Genomic DNA, 18,823 nt, shown 5'->3' on the forward strand with positions numbered 1-18,823 from the left:
CGGATGCAGACGACAGGACGGATGGCCCCGACGGCCGAGCGGGAGATCGTGGTCTCGAGAGTGATCGACGCGCCACGGGAGCTGGTGTTCGAGGCCTTCACCGAAGTGCGGCACCTCTCGCATTGGTGGGGCCCCACCGGGTTCACCACCAGCACGCGATCGTTCGAGTTCCGCGTCGGCGGCGAATGGGTGTTCGTGATGCACGGGCCCGACGGCACCGACTACCCCGAGTGGATCGTGTGGACCGCGATCGAGCCGCCGTCGCGGATCGCCCTTCGGCACGGCGAGCATCGCGACGACCCCGATGCGTTCGAGTCGGTCCTCACCTTCACGGCAGACGGGGAGAGGACCCGGATCGAGATGCTCACCGTCTTCGCGACCCCGGCGCTGCGCGATGCGGCGGTCGAGAAGCACGGGGCGATCGAGGGCGGTCGACAGACGCTGGCGAGTCTGGCCGGGTACGTCGGCGAGCTCGTGCGGGATGGAGGACTCGACTGATGGCCGGCACCGTGTTCTTCAGCGTCTCGATGTCGCTGGACGGCTACATCGCCCCCGACTCCCCGGAAGAGCTGATGGGACAGCAGTGGATGGAGCTGCAGAAGTGGGTCTTCCGTCAGAGGCACTTCCGCGAGAACCTGAAGCTCGGCGACGGCGGCGAGGAGGGCCGCGACAACGACATCGTGCGCGAGACCTTCGAGCGCACCGGCGCGAGCGTGATGGGCAAGCGTATGTTCGACGCCGGCGAGCACGCGTGGCCGGACGATCCGCCGTTCCACACCCCGGTCTTCGTCGTGACGCACGAGGAGCGTGCGCCGTGGGAGCGCCGGGGAGGGACGACGTTCCATTTCGTGAACGACGGCATCGAGGCGGCACTCGAACGTGCGCGCGCAGCTGCCGGACCACGGGACGTGCGTATCGCGGGCGGCGCCGCGACGATCGTGCAGTGTCTCAACGCCGGCCTGGTGGATGAGTTCCACGTGGCGCTCTCGCCGGTGCTGTTCGGCCGCGGCATCCGCCTCTTCGACGGTGTGGACCCGAAGCGGGTGGTCCTCGAGCTGCGAGAAGCGGAGCCTTCGCCGAGCACCACGCACCTTCGCTACCGGGTCAGCCGATCTCCTCGGTGAGTTCGAACCAGCGCAGCTCCAGCTCTTCGATCTCGGCCTGCTGCTCGCCGATCTTCTTCATCCGCTCGCCCAGTCCTTCATAGTCCGACTGGTCGTGATCGGCGAGGGCGCTCTTGGCGGCGTTGACCTGCTGGGTGAGCTTCTGGATGCGTCGCTCGAGGGCCGACACCTCTTTCTGCGCCGCGCGCAGGGCGGCACCGTCCAGGCCCTTGGCGGCCGCGCTCGATGTCGCCGTCGCCGCAGCGGTCGCGGTCTGCTTCGGGGTCGCGGCGTCCTGCCGCTCCCGCAGGCGCAGGTACTCGTCCACCCCGCCGGGAAGGTGGCGCAGGTGGCCAGCGCCGTCCGGACCGGGAAGGATCGCGTACTGCTGGTCGGTGACCCGCTCCAGGAAGTAGCGGTCATGGCTGACCACCAGCAGCGTGCCCGACCAGGAGTCGAGCAGGTCCTCGATCGCGGCCAACATGTCGGTGTCCATGTCGTTCGTGGGCTCGTCGAGGATCAGCACGTTCGGCTGTTCCAGAAGGACGAGGAGCAGCTGCAGACGGCGCTGCTGCCCACCCGAGAGGTCTTTGACCGGCGTCGACAGCTGCGCCGACGAGAAGCCGAGGCGTTCGAGCAGCTGCCCTGGCGTGAGGTCCTGCGCCTTGGAGCCGGCGCCGAGGGTGTACGAGGTGCGCAGGCCGGAGATGACCACCCGCACCGGGTCCTTCCAGTACTGGTCGAGCTCGTCGAGACGCTGCGTCAGGGTCTTCACGTTCACGGTCGTGCCGCGCTTGACACGCCCCACTGTCGGTTCCACGGTGCCGGCGATGAGCCCGAGCAGCGTGGACTTGCCTGCGCCGTTCACCCCAAGGATGCCCGTGCGCTCCCCCGGCGCGATGCGCCATTCGACGTCCTTGAGGACGACCTTCTCGCCTCCGTCCGCGGTGGGGTAGGTCACTCCGACGTCGAGCAGATCCACCACGTCCTTGCCGAGGCGCGAGACGGCGAGGGACTGCAGCGACACCGTGTCGCGGATCTCCGGCACGTCGGCGATGAGCTCGTTCGCCGCGTCGATGCGGAACTTGGGCTTGGCCGTGCGCGCCGGCGCGCCGCGCCGGAGCCACGCGAGCTCCTTCTTGGCGAGGTTCTGACGCTTCGCCTCGGTGGCGGCGGCCATCCGATCGCGTTCGACGCGCTGCAGGATGTACGCCGCGTAGCCGCCCTCGAAGGGCTCGACGATGCGGTCGTGCACCTCCCACGTCTCAGTGCAGATCTCGTCGAGGAACCACCGGTCGTGGGTGACGACCATGAGGGCGCCCGAGTTCGGCGACCAGCGCTTCTTGAGGTGCGCGGCGAGCCACGTGATCGCCTCGACGTCGAGGTGGTTCGTCGGCTCGTCGAGGGCGATGACGTCCCAGTCGCCGGTGAGCAGCTTGGCGAGGGAGACGCGTCGCCGCTGGCCACCGCTGAGCGAGCCGATCTCGGCATCCCACGGCAGATCGGTGAGGAGTCCGTCGATCACGTCGCGGATGCGCGCGTCTCCCGCCCACTCGTACTCCGGGGTGTCGCCGACGACGGCGGCGCTGATCGTCAGGTCGTCGGGAAGGGTGTCTGCCTGGTCGAGGACTCCGATGCGCGTGCCGCCCCGCACCGTGACGCGGCCGGAGTTGGGCTCTTTGATGCCGGCGAGCATCCCGAGGAGGCTGGACTTGCCGTCGCCGTTGCGGCCGACGATGCCGATGCGGTCACCCTCCTCGATTCCCAGGGTCACGGAGTCGAAGACGACTCTGGTCGGATATTCGAGGTGCAGGGCTTCAGCCCCCAGAAGATGTGCCATGTTCCCTCAAGGGTAGTCGGGGATGACGGGCGCGACGGCCGGTTCCGCGGCAGGCGGACTCCGACCGGCACTGCCCGACCTAAGATCGACGGGTGCCAAGGAATCGCCGGATGTTCTCGCTCATGCTCGACGGCCGCGAGGCGAAGCTGGTGCAGTCGCGGAAGCGACCCGGTCGCTACGAACTCAGCGTCGACGGAATCCCGCAGTCGGTCGTCTCGATGACCGATCCCACCGCACTCGACTACGCCTACATCCGGCACATCGCCAGGGCGATCGATGCTGCGGCCGAGCCCGGCGCTCCGCTTTTCACGGTGCATCTGGGAGCCGGAGCGCTCACGCTGGCACGCTACGTCGAGGCCACGCGAACCGGATCGCCGCAGCTCGTGGTCGAGTTCGAGCCTGCTCTGTACGAAGCGGTGATCGCCGCGCTGCCCCTGCCTGCCACCGCCGATCTGCGAGTCATCTTCGGCGATGCGCGAGCGGTCGCCGATGCGGAGCTTCCAGACGGGTCCCTGTCGTCGATGCCGGCATCCCCGACCCCCACGCTCGGCGCCGCGGCGGTCGGGCGCACCGCGGTCGACACCGAGTGGGTGGATGCGCGCTTCACCGTCGTCGATCTCTGGGATGCCGCCGTCATCCGACACCGTGTGGCCAGCCAGGAGTTCTACCGCCGGGTCGCCGCACGCGCCGCCGCAGACGGAGTCGTGGCCGTGAATCTGCTCGACGGGCATCCGTTCGAGTACTCGCGGCGACAGGCGGCCACCCTGAACTCCGTCTTCACCCACGTCGCCGTCGTCCTCGACGCGGAACCGGACGATGACGAGGGTCCGCTCGGCAACGTCGTGATCTTCGCGAGCGATGACCCGCTGGACGTCGTGACGACCCCCGACCTTCTCGGCACACCGAGACCGCACATGCTCCACGCCGACGGTCTGACGTCATGGTTCGCCGGAGCACGCATCATGACCGACGCCGACGGCACGGACTCCCCCGACCCCGACGACCCGCTCTGGGACTAGAACTTCGCGGGGCGGCGGAGTCAGCGCCCGCCGAACATCTCGGGGAGCGACGCGGTGAACTCGTCGAAGTGGCTGTACCAGATCGTGTGTGCGGCGCCGGGGACGCTGCGCACCTCGACCCCGCCCTGCTCGAACCGACGCGCATCCTGATCGGTGACCCAGGCGCTCGGATCGGCGCGGATCACGATCGACCCCGGCACCGCCTCCCACGCCTGGTCTGGACCGCAGGAGACGGATGCCGAGGTCGCCGGGTCGAAGCGCGCGGCCGCACGTGCCTCCACCTCGGCATCCCTCTCCGAGGAGAACGGTCGGGTCGCTCTGAGTCCGTCCGGCGACATCCGCAGGAGCCGATCCTGCGCGTACGCGGCCGTGAGCGCGTGTCTGTCGGCGCCCCCGGCGAGGACGAGCGCGGCGTCGACATAGACCGCGAGGTCGGGGCGCAGCTGCTCCGCGGCCGCAGCCAGCACCGTGGCCCCGTACGAGTGGCCGATGGCGTCGACCGGCCCGCCGGGAGCCAGAACGCGCACCGTGTCCACGACGGCCGACGCCGCCCGCTCGATCGTGAGCTCCGGATCCCGGGGCGAGAGGCCATGACCGGGGAGGTCGAGCGCGATCACCCGACGACCGCGGTCCACGAGGCGCGGGACGACGCGCCACCAGCTCGCTCGAACCCATGAGGCCGTGGAGCAGGACGGCCGTGCGGGGGCCTTCGCCGATATCGAGTGCGTGGAGGAGCATCCGGTTCAGTCAATCACGGTCGTTACCGTTTCGTGACGATCTCGCAGCGGAGATCTCCTCGAAGCTTTCTTCGAATGTCGGTGGCCTGTGATGGACTGTCGTCATGACCGCACTGCTCGACGCGACCGACGCCCAGCTGGCGATGCTCGCCGATCTGGTCGCGTCGTTGGAGGCCGCGGAGGCGACGCTGAGCAGCATGCACGCGGCCCGCGACGGCATGCTCGCGATGGCGGGGCGCCTCGCCGTCGACATCGCGCGTGCGGCGGCGCATCCCGATCACGGCGACATGGCGATCCGCACGGTGGCGGCCGAGATCGGTGCGGCGCAGCATGTGAGCGACCGCACGATCGAGCGCCGGATGGCGGAGGCCTCCTGGCTGGTGGAGCGGTTCCCCACCGTGTGGCAGGCACAGGGCGAGGGGAGGATCACCGCCGCGCACGCGCGGGTGATCGTCGAGGCGGGAGCACATCTCGACGACGACACCGACCGTGCCGCCTACGCCGCCGAGGTGGTCGAGCTCGCCGTGCACGAGTCGCCCAACAGGCTGCGGCGGATGGCGCGGCGCATCGCGGAACGGTTCCAGGAGCGCAGCATCACCGAGCGCCATCGCGATGCCCGTGAGTTGCGGCGCGTGTGGGTGAAGGATCTCGACGACGGGATGGCCGAACTCGGGGCGCGAGGTCCCGCGGTGCTGCTGCACGGCATGTTCGACCGGTTGTCGCAGATGGCGCATGCGGTGCAGGAGGAGAGCACCCGAGCGTCGAGGATGCCGCCACGGATGGTGTTTCCGGCACGGACGACGGTGGACCCGTCGATGGACGCACGGTGGATCAGCTCCGCGCAGATCTCCTGGTCGACCTCGCGCTCACCGGCGCCCCGCGGGTCACGAGACCACGGAGAGCCTGCTGGGCGAGATCCGCGCCAGGGTCGAGGTCACGGTGCCGGTGCTGACGTTGATGGACGACGACACCTCGGCATCGGGTTCCTCGGCAGCGGGTTCCTCGGCAGCGGGTTCCTCGGCATCGACACCCCGGCCGAGCTCGACGGCACGGTGCCGATCGACGCGCTGACCGCCCGCACACTCGCCGGTTCTGCTGTCGGGTGGGATCGGGTGCTGACGCATCCGATCTCCGGCGCGCTGCTCGCGGTCGACCGTTACCGTCCGAGCGAGCAGCTGCGGCGACATCTGCGCGCGCGGGATCAGCGCTGCCGGTTCCCGGGGTGCGGGATCGCGGCGCGGAAATGCGACCTCGATCACAATCACGCCGCCTCGACCGGTGGGGCGACGTCGGACACGAACCTCTCCGCCTTCTGCCGCCGACATCACATGCTCAAGCACCACTCCCCCTGGCACGTCGACCAGCGCCCCGGCGGAGTGCTGGAGTGGACGGGTCCGACCGGGCGCACCTACATCGACCGGCCGCCACCGCAGAACACGGTGACGTTCACCGCGGCCCCGGCGAGCGTGGAACCGGCGCTGACGCCGTTCTGAGACCAGGGCCGTTCCCCGGTGCGCGGTGCGCCGTCCGTGGGTCGCGACGAACCGCCCTGCCGAGAGACGACGAACCGCCCGGACCCGAAGGCCCGGACGGTTCGCATGTCCGTGAGGACGACTGCGGCGTGGCCGCTTACTCGTACGACTTCACGATCTCGAGGAGGCTCGGGACGTTGGCGTAGGCCTCGGCCGCGTTCTCCTTGGTGACGATGACCGGAGGCAGCAGGTAGGAGGGAACGACCTTGACGCCGTTGTCGTACTGCTCGGTGTCGTTGACGTCGACCTCTTCACCCTTCTGCAGCTGGCCGACCATCTTGATGGCCTGCTCCACGAGCAGCGTGGTGTCCTTGTTGATCGTGGAGTACTGGATGCCCTCCATGATCGACTTGACCGACTCGACCTCGGAGTCCTGACCCGTGACGACCGGGACATCCTTGCCCGCGCCCTGCACCGACGTGATGATCGCGCGAGCGAGCGTGTCGTTCGGGGAGAGGACGCCGTCGAGCGCCTCCGAGCCGTACGTCGACGTGAGGATCGAGTCCATGCGGCGCTGTGCGTTCTCGGGCTTCCACCCCTCGGTCGCGGTCTGCGAGATCTCGGTCTGACCGGAGACGACCTTGAGCGTGCCGTCGTCGATCTTCGGCTGCAACACCTCCATGGCGCCGTTGAAGAACACGGCCGAGTTCGCGTCGTCCGGCGAACCGGAGAACAGCTCGATGTTGTACGGAGCCTCATGTCCTGCACGCTCGGCGAGCCCGTCGAGCAGCGCCTGCCCCTGGAGCTTTCCGACCTCGAAGTTGTCGAACGCGACGTAGTAGTCCACCGCCTTCGTGTTCTCGATCAGACGGTCGTAGGCGATGACGGCGACACCGGCGTCATGGGCGGCTTCGACCTGGGTCGCGAGCTGCTTGCCGTCCTTCGCGCCGATGATGATGACCTTGGCTCCACCGGTGACCATCGCCTGGATCTGGTTCTGCTGCTCGGCGACCGTGTTGCTGGCCGGCGCGTACTGCACGTCGGCCTTGAAGCCGGCCTTCTCGAGACCATCCGTGAACAGCTGACCGGCGAGGACCCAGTTCTCCGAGGTCTTGTCGGGAAGGGCGACACCGATCGTGGCATCGGCGGCGAAGCCCTTGGCGGTCTCCTCCCCCGCTCCGGATCCGGTGTCACCGCCGCGCTCCGAAGAGCAGCCGGTGAGGGCGAAGGCGCCCGCGACGACAAGCGCTGTCGCCGACAGAAGAATCTTCTTCATGTGATCTCTTTCTCTGGTGTGTGAAGGTCTCGTCACGCGTGCGGCACGCGAGTCGACCCCTACTTTCCGCGCGTCTCTTCGACGGCGGGGGCTTCGTACTTCTGACTGGTGGGGTAGTTCGCCTTGGTCGGATCGAACGTGTCGGTCGCCGGATCCTGCTTGCTTCCGAACCGGCGCGTCAGGAAGCCGATGATCGACGGGCGCCCCTGCTGCTTGTTCCACACGTCGACGCCGACGGCGAACAGCAGCACGAGACCCTTGATCATCGAGACCACGTCGGCGCCCGCGCCCAGCAGCGCGAGGCCGTTGTTGAGGAACGCCATCACGAGACCACCGATGATCGACCCGATCACGGTTCCGATGCCGCCGGAGACGGCGGCGCCGCCGATGAACACCGAGGCGATCGCGTCGAGCTCCCACCCGTTGCCGTCCTGCGGCCCCGATGCCGTGGCCCTGGCGACGTAGATCATGCCGGCGAGCGAGGCGAGGACCGACATGTTCATCATCACGAAGAAGTCGACCCAGCGGTCCTTCACGCCCGACAGGCGCGCAGCCTGCCGGTTGCCGCCGACCGCGTAGATGTGGCGGCCGAACACGGTGTTGTTCGTGATGAAGGAGTACAGGATCACGAGGGCGAGCAGGATGACGCCCGAGATCGGGAAGCTGGTGCCCTCACGGCCCGTCGCGAAGAGCCATCCCGCGATGAGGATGACGGCGGAGATGAGCACGACCTTGGTGACGCTCACCCACAGCGGCGCCATGTCCGCGCCCATCTTGCGCTGGATGCGGCGGGTGCGGATCTCCCAGAACACGATCCACAGGGCTCCGACGAGCGCGAGGACCATGGTGAGCACGTTGAAGGGCACGGGGATGAACGACAGCTCAGGCAGATACCCCGCGCCGATCACCTTGAAGCCCTCGGGCACGGGGACCGACTGCGAGTCTCCGACCCACTGGTTCGCGCCGCGGAAGAACAGCATGCCTGCGAGTGTCACGATGAACGCGGGAACCCCGACATAGGCGACCCAGAACCCCTGCCAGGCTCCGACGAGAACACCGACCCCGAGGCCGAGGAGCACGCCGAGCGGCCAGGGGAGGTTCCAGTCGGCCATCGCCTTCGCCACCACGATGCCTGTGAACGCGGCGACCGAGCCGACCGAGAGGTCGATGTGACCCATGATGATGACCATCACCATGCCGATCGCGAGGATCAGGATGTACGAGTACTGGTTGACGACGTTGATCAGGTTGCCGGACGAGAGCGTCAGGCCGGTGCCCTTGACGATCCAGGTGAGGACCTGGAAGACGACCAGGATCACGACGAGGCTGCCGAGGATGCCGAACTGGCGGAGGGTCGACTGGCCGCCCCCGAACATCTTCGTGATGTCCTTGAAGTGGAAGCCGCGCTTCGTTGCGGTGGTGTCGGTGGTCATGCGGATGCTTTCTGGTTCGTGGAGGTCATGCTGCGCATGAGGTCCTCGGGCGTCGCCTGGTCGGCCGGGATGCAGTCGGTGACCCGACCTTCGAAGACGGTGTAGATGCGGTCGGAGATGCCCAGGAGCTCGGGGAGCTCGCTGGAGATGACGATGACGCCCTTGCCCTGCGCCGCGAGCTCGTTGATGATCGCGTAGATCTCGTACTTGGCGCCCACGTCGATGCCGCGCGTCGGCTCATCGAGGATCAGCAGGTCGGGGTCGGTGAACATCCACTTCGCCAGCACGACCTTCTGCTGGTTTCCGCCGGACAGCTTGCCGACGCCCTCCTCGACCGAGGGCGTCTTGATGCGCAGCGCCTTGCGATAGCGCTCGGCCACCGAGAACTCCTCGCGGGCGTCGACCACGCCGCGCCTCGCGATCTTCGAGAGCTTCGCGGCGACGATCGACCGCTTGATGGTGTCGAGCAGATTGAGCCCGAGCACCTTGCGGTCTTCGCTCACGTAGGCGAGCCCGTGCTTGATGGCCGCCGACACGTCGTGGAGAGCGATCTCCTGACCGTCCTTGATCATCGTGCCCGACAGGAACGTGCCGTACGACCGGCCGAAGATGCTCATCGCGAACTCGGTGCGCCCCGCGCCCATGAGCCCGGCGATGCCGACGACCTCGCCGCGACGGACGTCGATGCTCGAGCCCTTGACGACCATGCGCTCCGCGACGGTCGGATGCTGCACCCACCAGTCCTTGACCTCGAAGAACACGTCGCCGATCTCGGGCGTGCGGTCGGGGTACCGGCTCTCGAGCGAGCGACCGACCATGCCGCGGATGATGCGGTCTTCGTTGATCTCACCGCGCGAGATGTCGAGCGTCTCGACCGTGCGTCCGTCGCGGATGATCGTGATCTCGTCGGCGATCTGCTCGATCTCGTTGAGCTTGTGGCTGATCATGATCGATGCGATGCCCTTGGCCTTGAGGCCGAGGATCAGGTCGAGCAGGTGCTGCGAGTCGTTCTCGTTCAGCGCCGCGGTCGGCTCGTCGAGGATCAGCAGCTTGACGTCTTTGTTGAGCGCCTTGGCGATCTCGATCAACTGCTGCTTGCCGACCCCGAGGGTCTTGATCTGCGCGTCGGGGTCTTCGTTCAGCCCGACACGGGCCAGCAGCTCGATCGTGCGTTCCTTCTGGGCCTGCCAGTCGATGCGTCCGCCACGCTGGATCTCGTTGCCGAGGAAGATGTTCTCCGTCACGGAGAGCTCGGGGATCAGGGCGAGCTCCTGGTGGATGATCGCGATACCCGCCTGCTCGCTGGCGACGATGTCCTTGAAGCGCTGCTCCTCGCCGTAGAGCAGGATCTCCCCCTCGTAGGTCCCGTACGGGTACACCCCGGAGAGGACCTTCATGAGGGTCGACTTCCCGGCGCCGTTCTCGCCGCAGATCGCGTGGATCTCGCCGGCCCGGACGGTGATGGAGACGTCGGCGAGCGCCTTGACACCCGGGAACTCCTTGGTGATGCTGCGCATCTCCAGGATCGGGCCTGACACGGTCGGCAACGTTGCTGTAGTGCTCACGGATCTTTCCTCGCGACGTGCGGTCACCTTCGATGTGACCGTTCACATTGGTACATCGTCGTCTTCGAGGCGACCTCTGTCAAGTCGGCGCCGGCATTTCGAATCCCTACCGTGACACGGCCGGGATCCGCGTGATCCCGGGCCTCCAGGCAACAGCAAGGATCGAAAGGATTCGACACCCTCGACCGGTCGCCGAGGCGCGAGGACGCCTCAGCGCATCGCGGCGGATTCGCGCGCCCGCAGCAGGGTCTGAAGCGGGCCGAACTCCGGCGCATCCTCGCCGCGGATCTGGGCGAGCAGGATGCGCACCGCACGGCGCCCCAACTCGGGGAAGTCCTGATGCACGGTGCTGAGCGTCGGCGCCACGTGGGCCGCCACCGGGATGTCGTCGAAGCCGATCACGCTCACGTCATGCGGCACCCGCACTCCCGAATCACGGAAGCCGTGCATCAGGCCGATCGCCATGAGGTCGTTCGCCGCGAACACCGCGGTGAAGTCGCGTCGCAGCGAGAGCTCCTTGCCCGCGAAGTAGCCGAAGTCCGCCGTCCAGTCGCCGCGGATCGGCGGGAACGTCGGCAGATCGGCCTCCCGCAGACCGTCGAGGTACCCGCGCATGCGCGACTCCGCCTCGATCCAGTCCTGCGGGCCCGCCAGATGCAGGATGTCGGTGTGGCCGAGGGAGATCAGGTGCTCCGTCGCCGCCCTGGCCCCCGCCACCTGGTCGGCCGACAGGCTCACCCCGTCCGAGCCCGACGCGGTCTGCAGCGTCACGAACGGCATGTCGACGTTCATGCCCCGGAGGACATGGAACACCCGCACCTGCGGAGCGAGCACGACGATGCCGTCGACCTGCTCCCGCGAGAGCTGCCGGACCGCGGTGCCGATCGCCTCGGGCGTCGTGTCGGCGAGGTTCAGCGTCGAGACCGAGTAGCCCTCCTCGCGGGCCGCATCCTCGATCCCGGCGATCGACGACGTGGGACCGAACTCCCCGATCGTGGCGGAGAGGATGCCGAGCATGTTGGACTTGCTGGTGACCAGGGCGCGCGCGGCGAGGTTCGGCCGATAGTCGAGGACCGAGATCGCGTCGAGGACCTTCGCCTTGGTCTCCGGGCGGATGCTCGGATGGTCGTTGAGCACGCGAGACACCGTCTGGTGCGAGACCCCCGCGAGTCGCGCGACATCGCGGATGCTCGGCATCCGCGCACGCTCGGAAGCAGTGGCCATCACGTGCCTCCTCGCTTGTGCACGGTCACATCGTCACTTCATTATGTCTCGCGGCGCGCGCGCATGCACGTCTCGGGCGCGCGGAGGGCGCCGGAAGGGTTGTGCGCTCGCACCGGAATCACCCCGGCTTTCGTCGAGCGGCACCGGACCACCCGGCCCCTGCATGGCATCGTGGCGGCGTGGACACTCTGCTGCGCGGCGGGCGCGTCATCGACCCGAAGACCGCGACCGACCGGGTCGCCGACCTCCTGATCGCCGATGGACGGATCGCCGCGATCGGCGACGATCTCGATGCACCGGGAGGCGCCGACATCGTCGACGCCTCCGGTCTGATCGTCGGACCGGGGTTCATCGACCTCCACAGCCACGTGCACTCGATCGCGGGACAGCGGCTCCAGGCGATGGACGGCGTCACCACGGCACTCGACCTCGAAGCCGGGCTCATGCCCATCGCCGAGGCCATGGCGCGCGCGGCGGCCGACGGTCGGCCGGTGAACTACGGCTTCTCGGCATCCTGGTCGCAGGCCAGGGCCTACGCGCACCTGGACCGCGTTCCCGTCGCCGACTTCACCGCCTCGATGGACCTGCTCGCAAAGCCCGACTGGCAGCGGTCCTCCTCCCCTGCGGAGCGCCGCCACTGGCTCGGCCTGCTCGAGGACGAGCTCGGCGCCGGCGCCCTCGGGATCGGCGTGCTGATGGGGTACGCGCCGCGCTCCGATCCCGACGAGTACCTGGACCTCGCGCGGCTCGCCGCCGCCGCGCACGCCCCGACCTTCACGCATGTGCGCGAACTGATCGAGGCAGACCCCCGCACGCCCATCGACGGCTCGGAGGAGCTGGTCAGAGCCGCGGCCGAGACCGGCGCCGCGATGCACCACTGCCACGTCAACAGCACGTCGCTGCGGCACGTGGACCGCGTGCTGGCACTGCTCGACCGCAGCCGTGCCGCCGGGTCGAGGGTGACCGTCGAGGCCTATCCCTACGGCGCGGGCAGCACCGCGATCGGTGCGTTCTTCCTGGCCCCGGAGAAACTCGCAGGACTCGGCATCACGCCGCGCTCCCTCGTGCTGGTAGACACCGGAGAGCGCATCGCCGACGAGGCCCGTCTGCGCGAGGTGCGTGCGACCGACCCCGGCGCGACCTGCATCGTCACGTTCCTCGATGAGGCCGATCCCTTCGATCGCGCGCACCTGCACCGCGCGCTCGCCTACCCCGACGCGATCGTCGCGAGCGACGCGATGCCGATCTCCTGGGCGGGCGACGGACGGACGGTGTACGAGCAGCGCGACTGGCCGCTCCCCGCCGGGGGCCACACCCACCCCCACACCGCAGGCACCTTCGCGAAGTCCCTGCGTCTGATGGTGCTCGAGAGCGGCACGTGGACCTGGCTCGAAGCGTTCCGTCGCTGCTCGCACCTGCCGGCGCGTGTTCTCGACGAGGTGTCTTCGGGGATGCGCGCCAAGGGCCACCTCGGGATCGGCGCCGACGCGGACGTCGTGGTCATCGACCCCGCCACGCTGACCGACCGTGCGACCTACGCCGACCCGACCAGGCCATCGCGAGGCATCCGCCAGCTGTACGTGCACGGCACAGCGGTCGTGCACGCGGGAGAGATCGTGACCGACGCCCTGCCGGGGCGCGCGGTGAGAGGAGACGCATGACGAACGACGAGCTGCAGGAGTTCCTGGACGCGACGGCCGCAGAGCTCGGTGTGCCCGGCGCCGTGGTCGGCGTGGTCGACGGCGACCACGACCTCGTCGCCGCGACCGGGGTCGGCGCCCTCGACACCGGTGCACGGGTGACCGAGCGGACGCTGTTCCAGATCGGATCCACGTCGAAGACCTTCACCGGGACCGTCGCGATGCACCTGATCGAGCAGGGCGAGCTCGACCTCGAGACCCGCGTCGTCGACGTGCTCCCTGACTTCCGCCTGGCCGATGCGGATGCCCTCGCCGCGCTGCGGGTGCGACACCTCCTCACCCATTCCGGCGGCTTCCTCGGCGACGCCGACGAACAGCCGGGCTGGGACGACGACGCGCTCGCCCGCAACATCGCGGGGTACTCGGACCTCCCGCAGTTCTTCGCTCCCGGCACGATCGCGTCGTACAGCAATGCCGGTATCCGGCTGCTCGGCCGCATCATCGAGGTGGTGACGGGTGCGCCGTTCGAGCGGGCGGTTCAGCGCGTGATCCTCGACCCGCTCGGGATGACGGAGACGTTCTTCTTCCCCTGGGACGTGATCGGCCGACCGCATGCGGTCGGGCATGTCCCCGGCGAGGACGGCGCGATGACGACGTTCTCCTCCTGGCCGTTGACCCGCGACATCGGACCGGAGGGCGGCATCGTGTCGTCGGTGCGCGACCAGCTGACGTACGCACGGTTCCAGATGCGCGGCGAGAGCGCGGGCGCCGCCCCGGTCACCACGGCCACACGACGGCTGATGCAGCAACCCCAGTTGACCGCGGGACCTCCCGTCGACGCGATCGGGTTCCCGTGGCTGCTCTCGCGCCACGGATCGGCCAGGGTCGTCATGCACGGCGGGAACATCGCCGACACGCAGCTGAGCGAGTTCGTGCTCGCGCCCGACGAGGACCTCGCGATCACGGTGCTGACGAACAGCGGCAGCGGCAAGGCACTCGGCGGGAAGGTGATCGACTGGTGCTTCGAACGTCTTCGCGGCATCTCTCGGTCCGCGGAGCAGGTCGACCTGCGCCCGCTGGAGAGGCTCGACGAGGTCGTCGGCCGCTACGACGCCGGCCAGTGGCACTACGACGTCACGCGCGTCGGCGACGCCCTGGAGTTCGACATGGTGCTGCGGGAGGACATCGCCGCACTCGGCATCCGCCGCGTCCGCCCGTGCGTCTGCGCGTGCGGTCGGACGGTGCGCTCGTCACGGACACGGACCAGCCCGTCGGGCGCCTCCTCGACACCGCGGAGGGCGGCCCCGAACTGCTCCACCTGGGTCTGCGTGCGGTCAGACGACGCTGAAGACCGCGCTTCGTCCGACACGACCAACGTCGAGCCAAGTCTCGTCCGGGCCGACCAACGCCCCCGCGAAACACCCGAATAGTCTCGGCCCATCGCCGTCACCCCGATCGACGGCAAGCGGGACGAACCATTTCGACGAAGAGGAGCGCACGTGTCCGACCTGAACGAAATCGGCAGCTGGGTGCAGGAGAACCTGCCCACGTTGCTCGCCGACGCGCACATCCCCGCGGCATCCGTCGCGATCCTGTCCGGTGGCGAGATCTTCACCGCCGCCACCGGCATCCTGAACCGCAACACCGGCGTCGAGGCCGATGAGGACTCGGTCTTCCAGATCGGCTCGATCACCAAGACCTGGACGGCGACGCTGATCATGCAGCTGGTCGACGAGGGGCGGCTCGACCTCGACGCCCCGGTGCGCGACACGCTCCCCGCCTTCGCGATCGGCGACGATGCCGCGGCGAGCGCGATCACGACCCGACAGCTCCTCAGCCACGTCGGCGGCTTCGAGGGCGACCTCTTCAACGACACGGGTGTGGGCGACGACGCGGTGGAGAAGTATCTGGCGACGATCGCCGACGCCCCGCAGCTCTTCGCCCCCGGAGAGCGCTTCTCCTACAACAACGCGGCGTTCGTCGTCCTGGGTCGCATCGTCGAGGTGCTGCGCGATCTGCCGTACGACCAGGCGCTGCGCACGCACCTGATCGCACCGCTCGGCCTCACCCACGTGGCGACCACCGCAGCGGAGGCGATCATGTTCCGCGCGGCGCTCGGGCACATCCCCGCGGACGGCAGCGACGAGCCGGTCGCGGCGCCGGTGTGGAGCCTGGTGCGCTCGAACGCACCCGCCGGATCGATGCTCGCCATGACCGCACGCGACCTCGTGACGTACGCACGCATGCACCTCGACGGCGGTACCGCCGCCGACGGCACCCGCGTGCTCTCCGCGGAGAGCGTCGCGGCGATGCAGGAGCGGCAGGTCGAGCTTCCCGAACTCGGGCTGATGGGCGACGCCTGGGGCCTCGGCTGGGAGATCTTCGACTGGGAGGGCGGGACGGTGATCGGGCACGACGGCGGCACGATCGGGCAGAACGCGTTCCTGCGGATGGTGCCGGGCGCCGGCGTCGCCGTCGCCGTGCTGACGAACGGCGGGCAGACCGTCGACGCTTATCACGCGATCGTGTCGAAGGTGCTCGCGGCGCTCGCCGGCATCACGGTGCCCGCGCTGCCGACTGTTCCGGAGGCGCCCGTCGCCATCGACCTCGAGCGGGTGCTCGGCACGTACTCGTCGTCCGTCTCGGACTCGACCGTACGCGTGGACGACGACGGACGGGTGTGGCTCGACCGCACCATGAAGGGCATCTTCGCCGAACTCGGCCCTGCCCCCGAGCCCGTCGAGCTCGTCGGCTGGTCCGGCGACACCCTGCTCCCCCGCAAGGCCGAGCACGGGATGCGCATGCCGCACGCCTTCGTCGGCGATGACGGCAGCGGACGCGCGCTCTACCTGCACACGGGCCGCGCGGATCGGCGGATCGACGCATGAGCGGAATCACCGCGGCTGCTCCGGCGACCGCGGAGATCGCCGACATCTTCACGGATGCGGGAGCCGCCGGATTCCTCCATGCGCGGAAGATCGGCGCCGCCGGCGCCACCGACGCCGCCGAGGTGACGCACGGCGCAGACGAACCGGTGGTCCTGGCCTCGGTGTTCAAGATCCTGGTGCTCACCGCCTACGTCCGGGCCGTCGCCGCCGGTGAGCTCGACCCGACCGGTCGCACGACCGTGACGGCGCGCTACCGCATCGGCGGCGTCGGAACGGCCGGATTCGCTGACGACGTCGAGGCCAGCTGGCGCGACCTGGCCCTGAACATGATGACGATGAGCGACAACGCCGCCACGGACGTGCTCTACCACCGGCTCGGCGCCGACGCCGTGAACCGCGTGATCGACGACCTGGGGCTCGACGGCACCCGCCTGATCGGATGCTGTGAAGACCTGTTCGCCTCCGTGGTCGCCGACCTCGGCGGCACGCCGGACAGCGACCTGGACGAGCTGCTCGGCAGTGCGACCCCGGAGCAGATCCTGGCGCTCGACGCGGTGCACCCCGTCCGCACCTCGCACTCCACCCCGCGCGACGTCACGACGCTGCTGAACGCCCTGTGGACCGACACCGCGGCTCCCGCCGACGCGTGCCGCCAGGCCAGGGACATCATGGCCCAGCAGATCTGGCCGCACCGGCTCACCTCGGGGTTCCCGAACGGAGTGCGCATCGCCGCCAAGACCGGCACGCTCCCGACCTGGCGCAACGAGGCGGGCGTCGTCACCTACCCCGACGGCCGCCAGTACGCGGTCGCCGTGTTCACGCGCGACCTCTCTCGCCGACCGACAGCCCCTGGTCGACGCCTCGATCGGCCGGGCGGGGTTCGCCGCGGTCGAGCACCTGCGCGCACACTGACCCCCTCCCCCGTCGCTCGCACCCCATCGCTGTAGATCACTCATCCCAGACACTGCACCATCCCAGACACTGCACCATCACAGACACTGCTGGAGGCTTCTGATGCGTTCTCGTACCCCGCTGGTCGCCCTGCTCGCCGTCACGGCCCTCGCCCTGACATCCTGCGCCGCGAGCGCTCCCCCGGAGGCGGTGACAGCGCCGAGGGTGTCCTCGCGGACGGCAAGACCTTCACCTCGGTGATCTCGACCGACCCGGGCAGCCTCGACCCGTTCATCACCGTGATGTCGGTCGCCCGCTCCATCGACCGCTTCGTCTACGGGCGCCTGGTCGAGACGACGGAGGACGGCTCGATCGTCTCCGGCCTCGCCGAATCGTGGGAGGCCGACACCACCACGGCGACCTTCACCCTGCGCGACGGCATCACCTGCGACGACGGCACGCCGCTGACCGCCACCGACGTCGCCGCGAACATCACGCACATCGGGGACCCCGCCAACGGCTCGCCCCTGATCGGCCTGCAGGTGCAGCCGGGGACCACCGCCGTCGGCGACGACACCGCCGGCACCGTCACGGTCACGAGCGGACGCCCCGACTCGTTCCTGCTCGAGAACGTCGGCAGCGTGTCGATCGTGTGCGGCACCGTGATCGACGACCCGGACGCCCTCGCCAAGGGCGAAGGATCGACGGGCATGTTCACGATGACCGAGATCGTGCCGAACAGCCAGTACACCCTCACGCGCCGCGATGACTTCACCTGGGGTCCCGGCGACTGGGATGCGACGCAGAAGGGCCTGCCGGACACCGTCGTGTTCCGGGTGGTCCCCAACGAGACCACCGCCGCGAACCTGCTGCTCTCCGGCGAGGTCAACGCCGCGCTCGTGATCGGTCCGGACAGCGCGCGCATGGAGAGCGCCGGGCTGTACCACACCGACCTCCAGACGCCGGGCGGATCGTTCACGTTCAACCAGGCCGCAGGCCGGGCCACCGCCGACCAGGCCGTGCGCGACGCGCTCATGCAGGCCGTCGACCTCGAGCAGATGCGTCAGGTCATCGGCAGCGGCAAGGCCACGGTGCCGACCGGCCTGGTCACCGTGTCGCCGAACCCGTGCCGTGCCGACACCGTGTCGGGCCACCTGCCGGAGTTCGACGCCGACGCCGCGGCGGCCGCCCTCGACGACGCCGGCTGGTCGGCAGGCTCCGACGGGGTACGCAGCAAGGACGGCGAGACGCTCACCCTCCGGATGATCTACTCCTCGCAGCTCGGCGACGCGGGCAACGCCGCCGCCGAACTCGCACAGTCCGCATGGAAGGACCTCGGCGTCGACATCACGGTCACCGCCGTCGACTCCCCCACCTTGAGCGAGGTGCTCTTCTCCACCGGCGACTGGGACATCTCCGCCGCGCCCCTCACGGTCAACCTGCCGAGCATGCTCGTGCCGTTCTACTCGGGTCCCACCCCGCCGAACGGCACCAACTTCGCCTCGATCGACAACGCCGACTACACGGCAGCCGTCACCGCGGCGTCGCAGAAGCCGGGCACCGAGGGATGCGACGAGTGGTCGGCCGCCGAGGTGGCGCTGTTCGAGACCACGAGCGTCGTCCCGTACGCGAACATCGTGCGCTCGACCTTCGCGCAGAAGTCGACCTTCACCGAGAGCGACGGGATCGACCCGACGTCGATCCGGATGTTCGAGTAGCAGAGAGCCGGAGTCAG

15 protein-coding genes are annotated in these 18,823 nt (G+C 69.0%); 9 read left to right on the forward strand and 6 right to left on the reverse strand.

Annotated elements, in window-relative coordinates:
- Positions 1-3: 3 nt before the first annotated feature.
- Positions 4-498 carry an SRPBCC family protein gene (locus G4G29_RS13610; RefSeq protein ID WP_183150491.1) on the forward strand — a complete coding sequence of 165 codons (495 nt, stop codon included), beginning with the start codon at positions 4-6 and terminating at the stop codon, positions 496-498.
- Positions 498-1,124, forward strand: coding sequence for a dihydrofolate reductase family protein (locus G4G29_RS13615; RefSeq protein ID WP_183150492.1), 627 nt, complete (start codon positions 498-500; stop codon positions 1,122-1,124). Before G4G29_RS13610 ends, G4G29_RS13615 begins: the two co-directional genes overlap by 1 nt.
- On the opposite strand, the gene G4G29_RS13620 is transcribed toward G4G29_RS13615, so the two are convergent.
- Positions 1,105-2,943: an ABC-F family ATP-binding cassette domain-containing protein gene (locus tag G4G29_RS13620; RefSeq protein ID WP_183150493.1), complete on the reverse strand. Its 1,839-nt coding sequence runs from the start codon at positions 2,941-2,943 to the stop codon at positions 1,105-1,107. The two genes, G4G29_RS13615 and G4G29_RS13620, sit on opposite strands and share 20 nt — an antisense overlap.
- A 110-nt stretch (positions 2,944-3,053) precedes the next feature.
- Between G4G29_RS13620 and G4G29_RS13625 the strand changes: the two genes are divergently transcribed.
- Complete coding sequence (locus G4G29_RS13625; RefSeq protein WP_183150494.1) at positions 3,054-3,962, forward strand: spermine synthase; 909 nt, start codon at positions 3,054-3,056, stop codon at positions 3,960-3,962.
- Between the two features lie 20 nt (positions 3,963-3,982).
- Here G4G29_RS13625 and G4G29_RS13630 read toward each other — a convergent pair whose 3' ends face one another.
- Complete coding sequence (locus G4G29_RS13630) at positions 3,983-4,681, reverse strand: alpha/beta hydrolase (protein ID WP_274601243.1); 699 nt, start codon at positions 4,679-4,681, stop codon at positions 3,983-3,985.
- 122 nt (positions 4,682-4,803) lie between these two features.
- Between G4G29_RS13630 and G4G29_RS13635 the strand changes: the two genes are divergently transcribed.
- The gene (locus tag G4G29_RS13635) at positions 4,804-6,192 is read left to right on the forward strand and encodes an HNH endonuclease signature motif containing protein (RefSeq protein ID WP_183150496.1); all 1,389 of its coding nucleotides are present in this window, start codon (positions 4,804-4,806) and stop codon (positions 6,190-6,192) included.
- 136 nt (positions 6,193-6,328) lie between these two features.
- On the opposite strand, the gene G4G29_RS13640 is transcribed toward G4G29_RS13635, so the two are convergent.
- The 4 genes from G4G29_RS13640 to G4G29_RS13655 all read right to left on the reverse strand — a co-directional run bounded on the left by G4G29_RS13640 (position 6,329) and on the right by G4G29_RS13655 (position 11,669).
- The gene (locus G4G29_RS13640; RefSeq protein ID WP_183150497.1) at positions 6,329-7,447 is read right to left on the reverse strand and encodes a sugar-binding protein; all 1,119 of its coding nucleotides are present in this window, start codon (positions 7,445-7,447) and stop codon (positions 6,329-6,331) included.
- Positions 7,448-7,506: 59 nt separating this feature from the next.
- The gene (gene mmsB, locus G4G29_RS13645) at positions 7,507-8,880 is read right to left on the reverse strand and encodes a multiple monosaccharide ABC transporter permease (protein WP_183150498.1); all 1,374 of its coding nucleotides are present in this window, start codon (positions 8,878-8,880) and stop codon (positions 7,507-7,509) included.
- Positions 8,877-10,397 (reverse strand): multiple monosaccharide ABC transporter ATP-binding protein, encoded by a 1,521-nt coding sequence (mmsA, locus tag G4G29_RS13650; protein ID WP_274601244.1) that lies wholly within the window; start codon positions 10,395-10,397, stop codon positions 8,877-8,879. Before mmsA ends, mmsB begins: the two co-directional genes overlap by 4 nt.
- 258 nt (positions 10,398-10,655) lie before the next feature.
- Positions 10,656-11,669, reverse strand: a complete 1,014-nt coding sequence (locus G4G29_RS13655) for a LacI family DNA-binding transcriptional regulator (protein ID WP_183150499.1) — start codon at positions 11,667-11,669, stop codon at positions 10,656-10,658.
- A gap of 179 nt (positions 11,670-11,848) precedes the next feature.
- Here G4G29_RS13655 and G4G29_RS13660 point away from each other — a divergent pair, with 179 nt between their 5' ends.
- The 5 genes from G4G29_RS13660 (at position 11,849) to G4G29_RS13680 (ending at position 18,806) form a co-directional block, all read left to right on the forward strand.
- On the forward strand, positions 11,849-13,330 hold the full coding sequence (locus G4G29_RS13660; RefSeq protein ID WP_183150500.1) for an amidohydrolase family protein: 1,482 nt from the start codon (positions 11,849-11,851) through the stop codon (positions 13,328-13,330).
- Positions 13,327-14,739, forward strand: coding sequence for a serine hydrolase domain-containing protein (locus tag G4G29_RS13665; RefSeq protein ID WP_183150501.1), 1,413 nt, complete (start codon positions 13,327-13,329; stop codon positions 14,737-14,739). The genes G4G29_RS13660 and G4G29_RS13665 overlap by 4 nt, the downstream gene beginning before the upstream one ends.
- Positions 14,740-14,808: 69 nt before the next feature.
- Entirely contained in the window at positions 14,809-16,197 is a 1,389-nt protein-coding gene (locus tag G4G29_RS13670; RefSeq protein WP_183150502.1) for a serine hydrolase domain-containing protein, read from the forward strand.
- Positions 16,194-17,144 (forward strand): serine hydrolase, encoded by a 951-nt coding sequence (locus tag G4G29_RS13675; protein WP_202045257.1) that lies wholly within the window; start codon positions 16,194-16,196, stop codon positions 17,142-17,144. Before G4G29_RS13670 ends, G4G29_RS13675 begins: the two co-directional genes overlap by 4 nt.
- A gap of 201 nt (positions 17,145-17,345) precedes the next feature.
- On the forward strand, positions 17,346-18,806 hold the full coding sequence (locus G4G29_RS13680; RefSeq protein WP_202045265.1) for an ABC transporter substrate-binding protein: 1,461 nt from the start codon (positions 17,346-17,348) through the stop codon (positions 18,804-18,806).
- Positions 18,807-18,823: the final 17 nt, after the last annotated feature.

Source organism: Microbacterium sp. Se63.02b (assembly GCF_014171575.1).
GTDB lineage: Bacteria > Actinomycetota > Actinomycetes > Actinomycetales > Microbacteriaceae > Microbacterium.

Bases quoted from the DNA above. Each gene is read 5' to 3' on its own strand.
- G4G29_RS13610 (WP_183150491.1), top strand. From the start codon at position 4: ATGCAGACGACAGGACGGATGGCCCCGACGGCCGAGCGGGAGATCGTG.
- G4G29_RS13615 (WP_183150492.1), top strand. From the start codon at position 498: ATGGCCGGCACCGTGTTCTTCAGCGTCTCGATGTCGCTGGACGGCTAC.
- G4G29_RS13620 (WP_183150493.1), bottom strand. From the start codon at position 2,943: ATGGCACATCTTCTGGGGGCTGAAGCCCTGCACCTCGAATATCCGACC.
- G4G29_RS13625 (WP_183150494.1), top strand. From the start codon at position 3,054: ATGTTCTCGCTCATGCTCGACGGCCGCGAGGCGAAGCTGGTGCAGTCG.
- G4G29_RS13635 (WP_183150496.1), top strand. From the start codon at position 4,804: ATGACCGCACTGCTCGACGCGACCGACGCCCAGCTGGCGATGCTCGCC.
- G4G29_RS13640 (WP_183150497.1), bottom strand. From the start codon at position 7,447: ATGAAGAAGATTCTTCTGTCGGCGACAGCGCTTGTCGTCGCGGGCGCC.
- mmsB (WP_183150498.1), bottom strand. From the start codon at position 8,880: ATGACCACCGACACCACCGCAACGAAGCGCGGCTTCCACTTCAAGGAC.
- mmsA (WP_274601244.1), bottom strand. From the start codon at position 10,397: ATGCGCAGCATCACCAAGGAGTTCCCGGGTGTCAAGGCGCTCGCCGAC.
- G4G29_RS13655 (WP_183150499.1), bottom strand. From the start codon at position 11,669: ATGGCCACTGCTTCCGAGCGTGCGCGGATGCCGAGCATCCGCGATGTC.
- G4G29_RS13665 (WP_183150501.1), top strand. From the start codon at position 13,327: ATGACGAACGACGAGCTGCAGGAGTTCCTGGACGCGACGGCCGCAGAG.
- G4G29_RS13675 (WP_202045257.1), top strand. From the start codon at position 16,194: ATGAGCGGAATCACCGCGGCTGCTCCGGCGACCGCGGAGATCGCCGAC.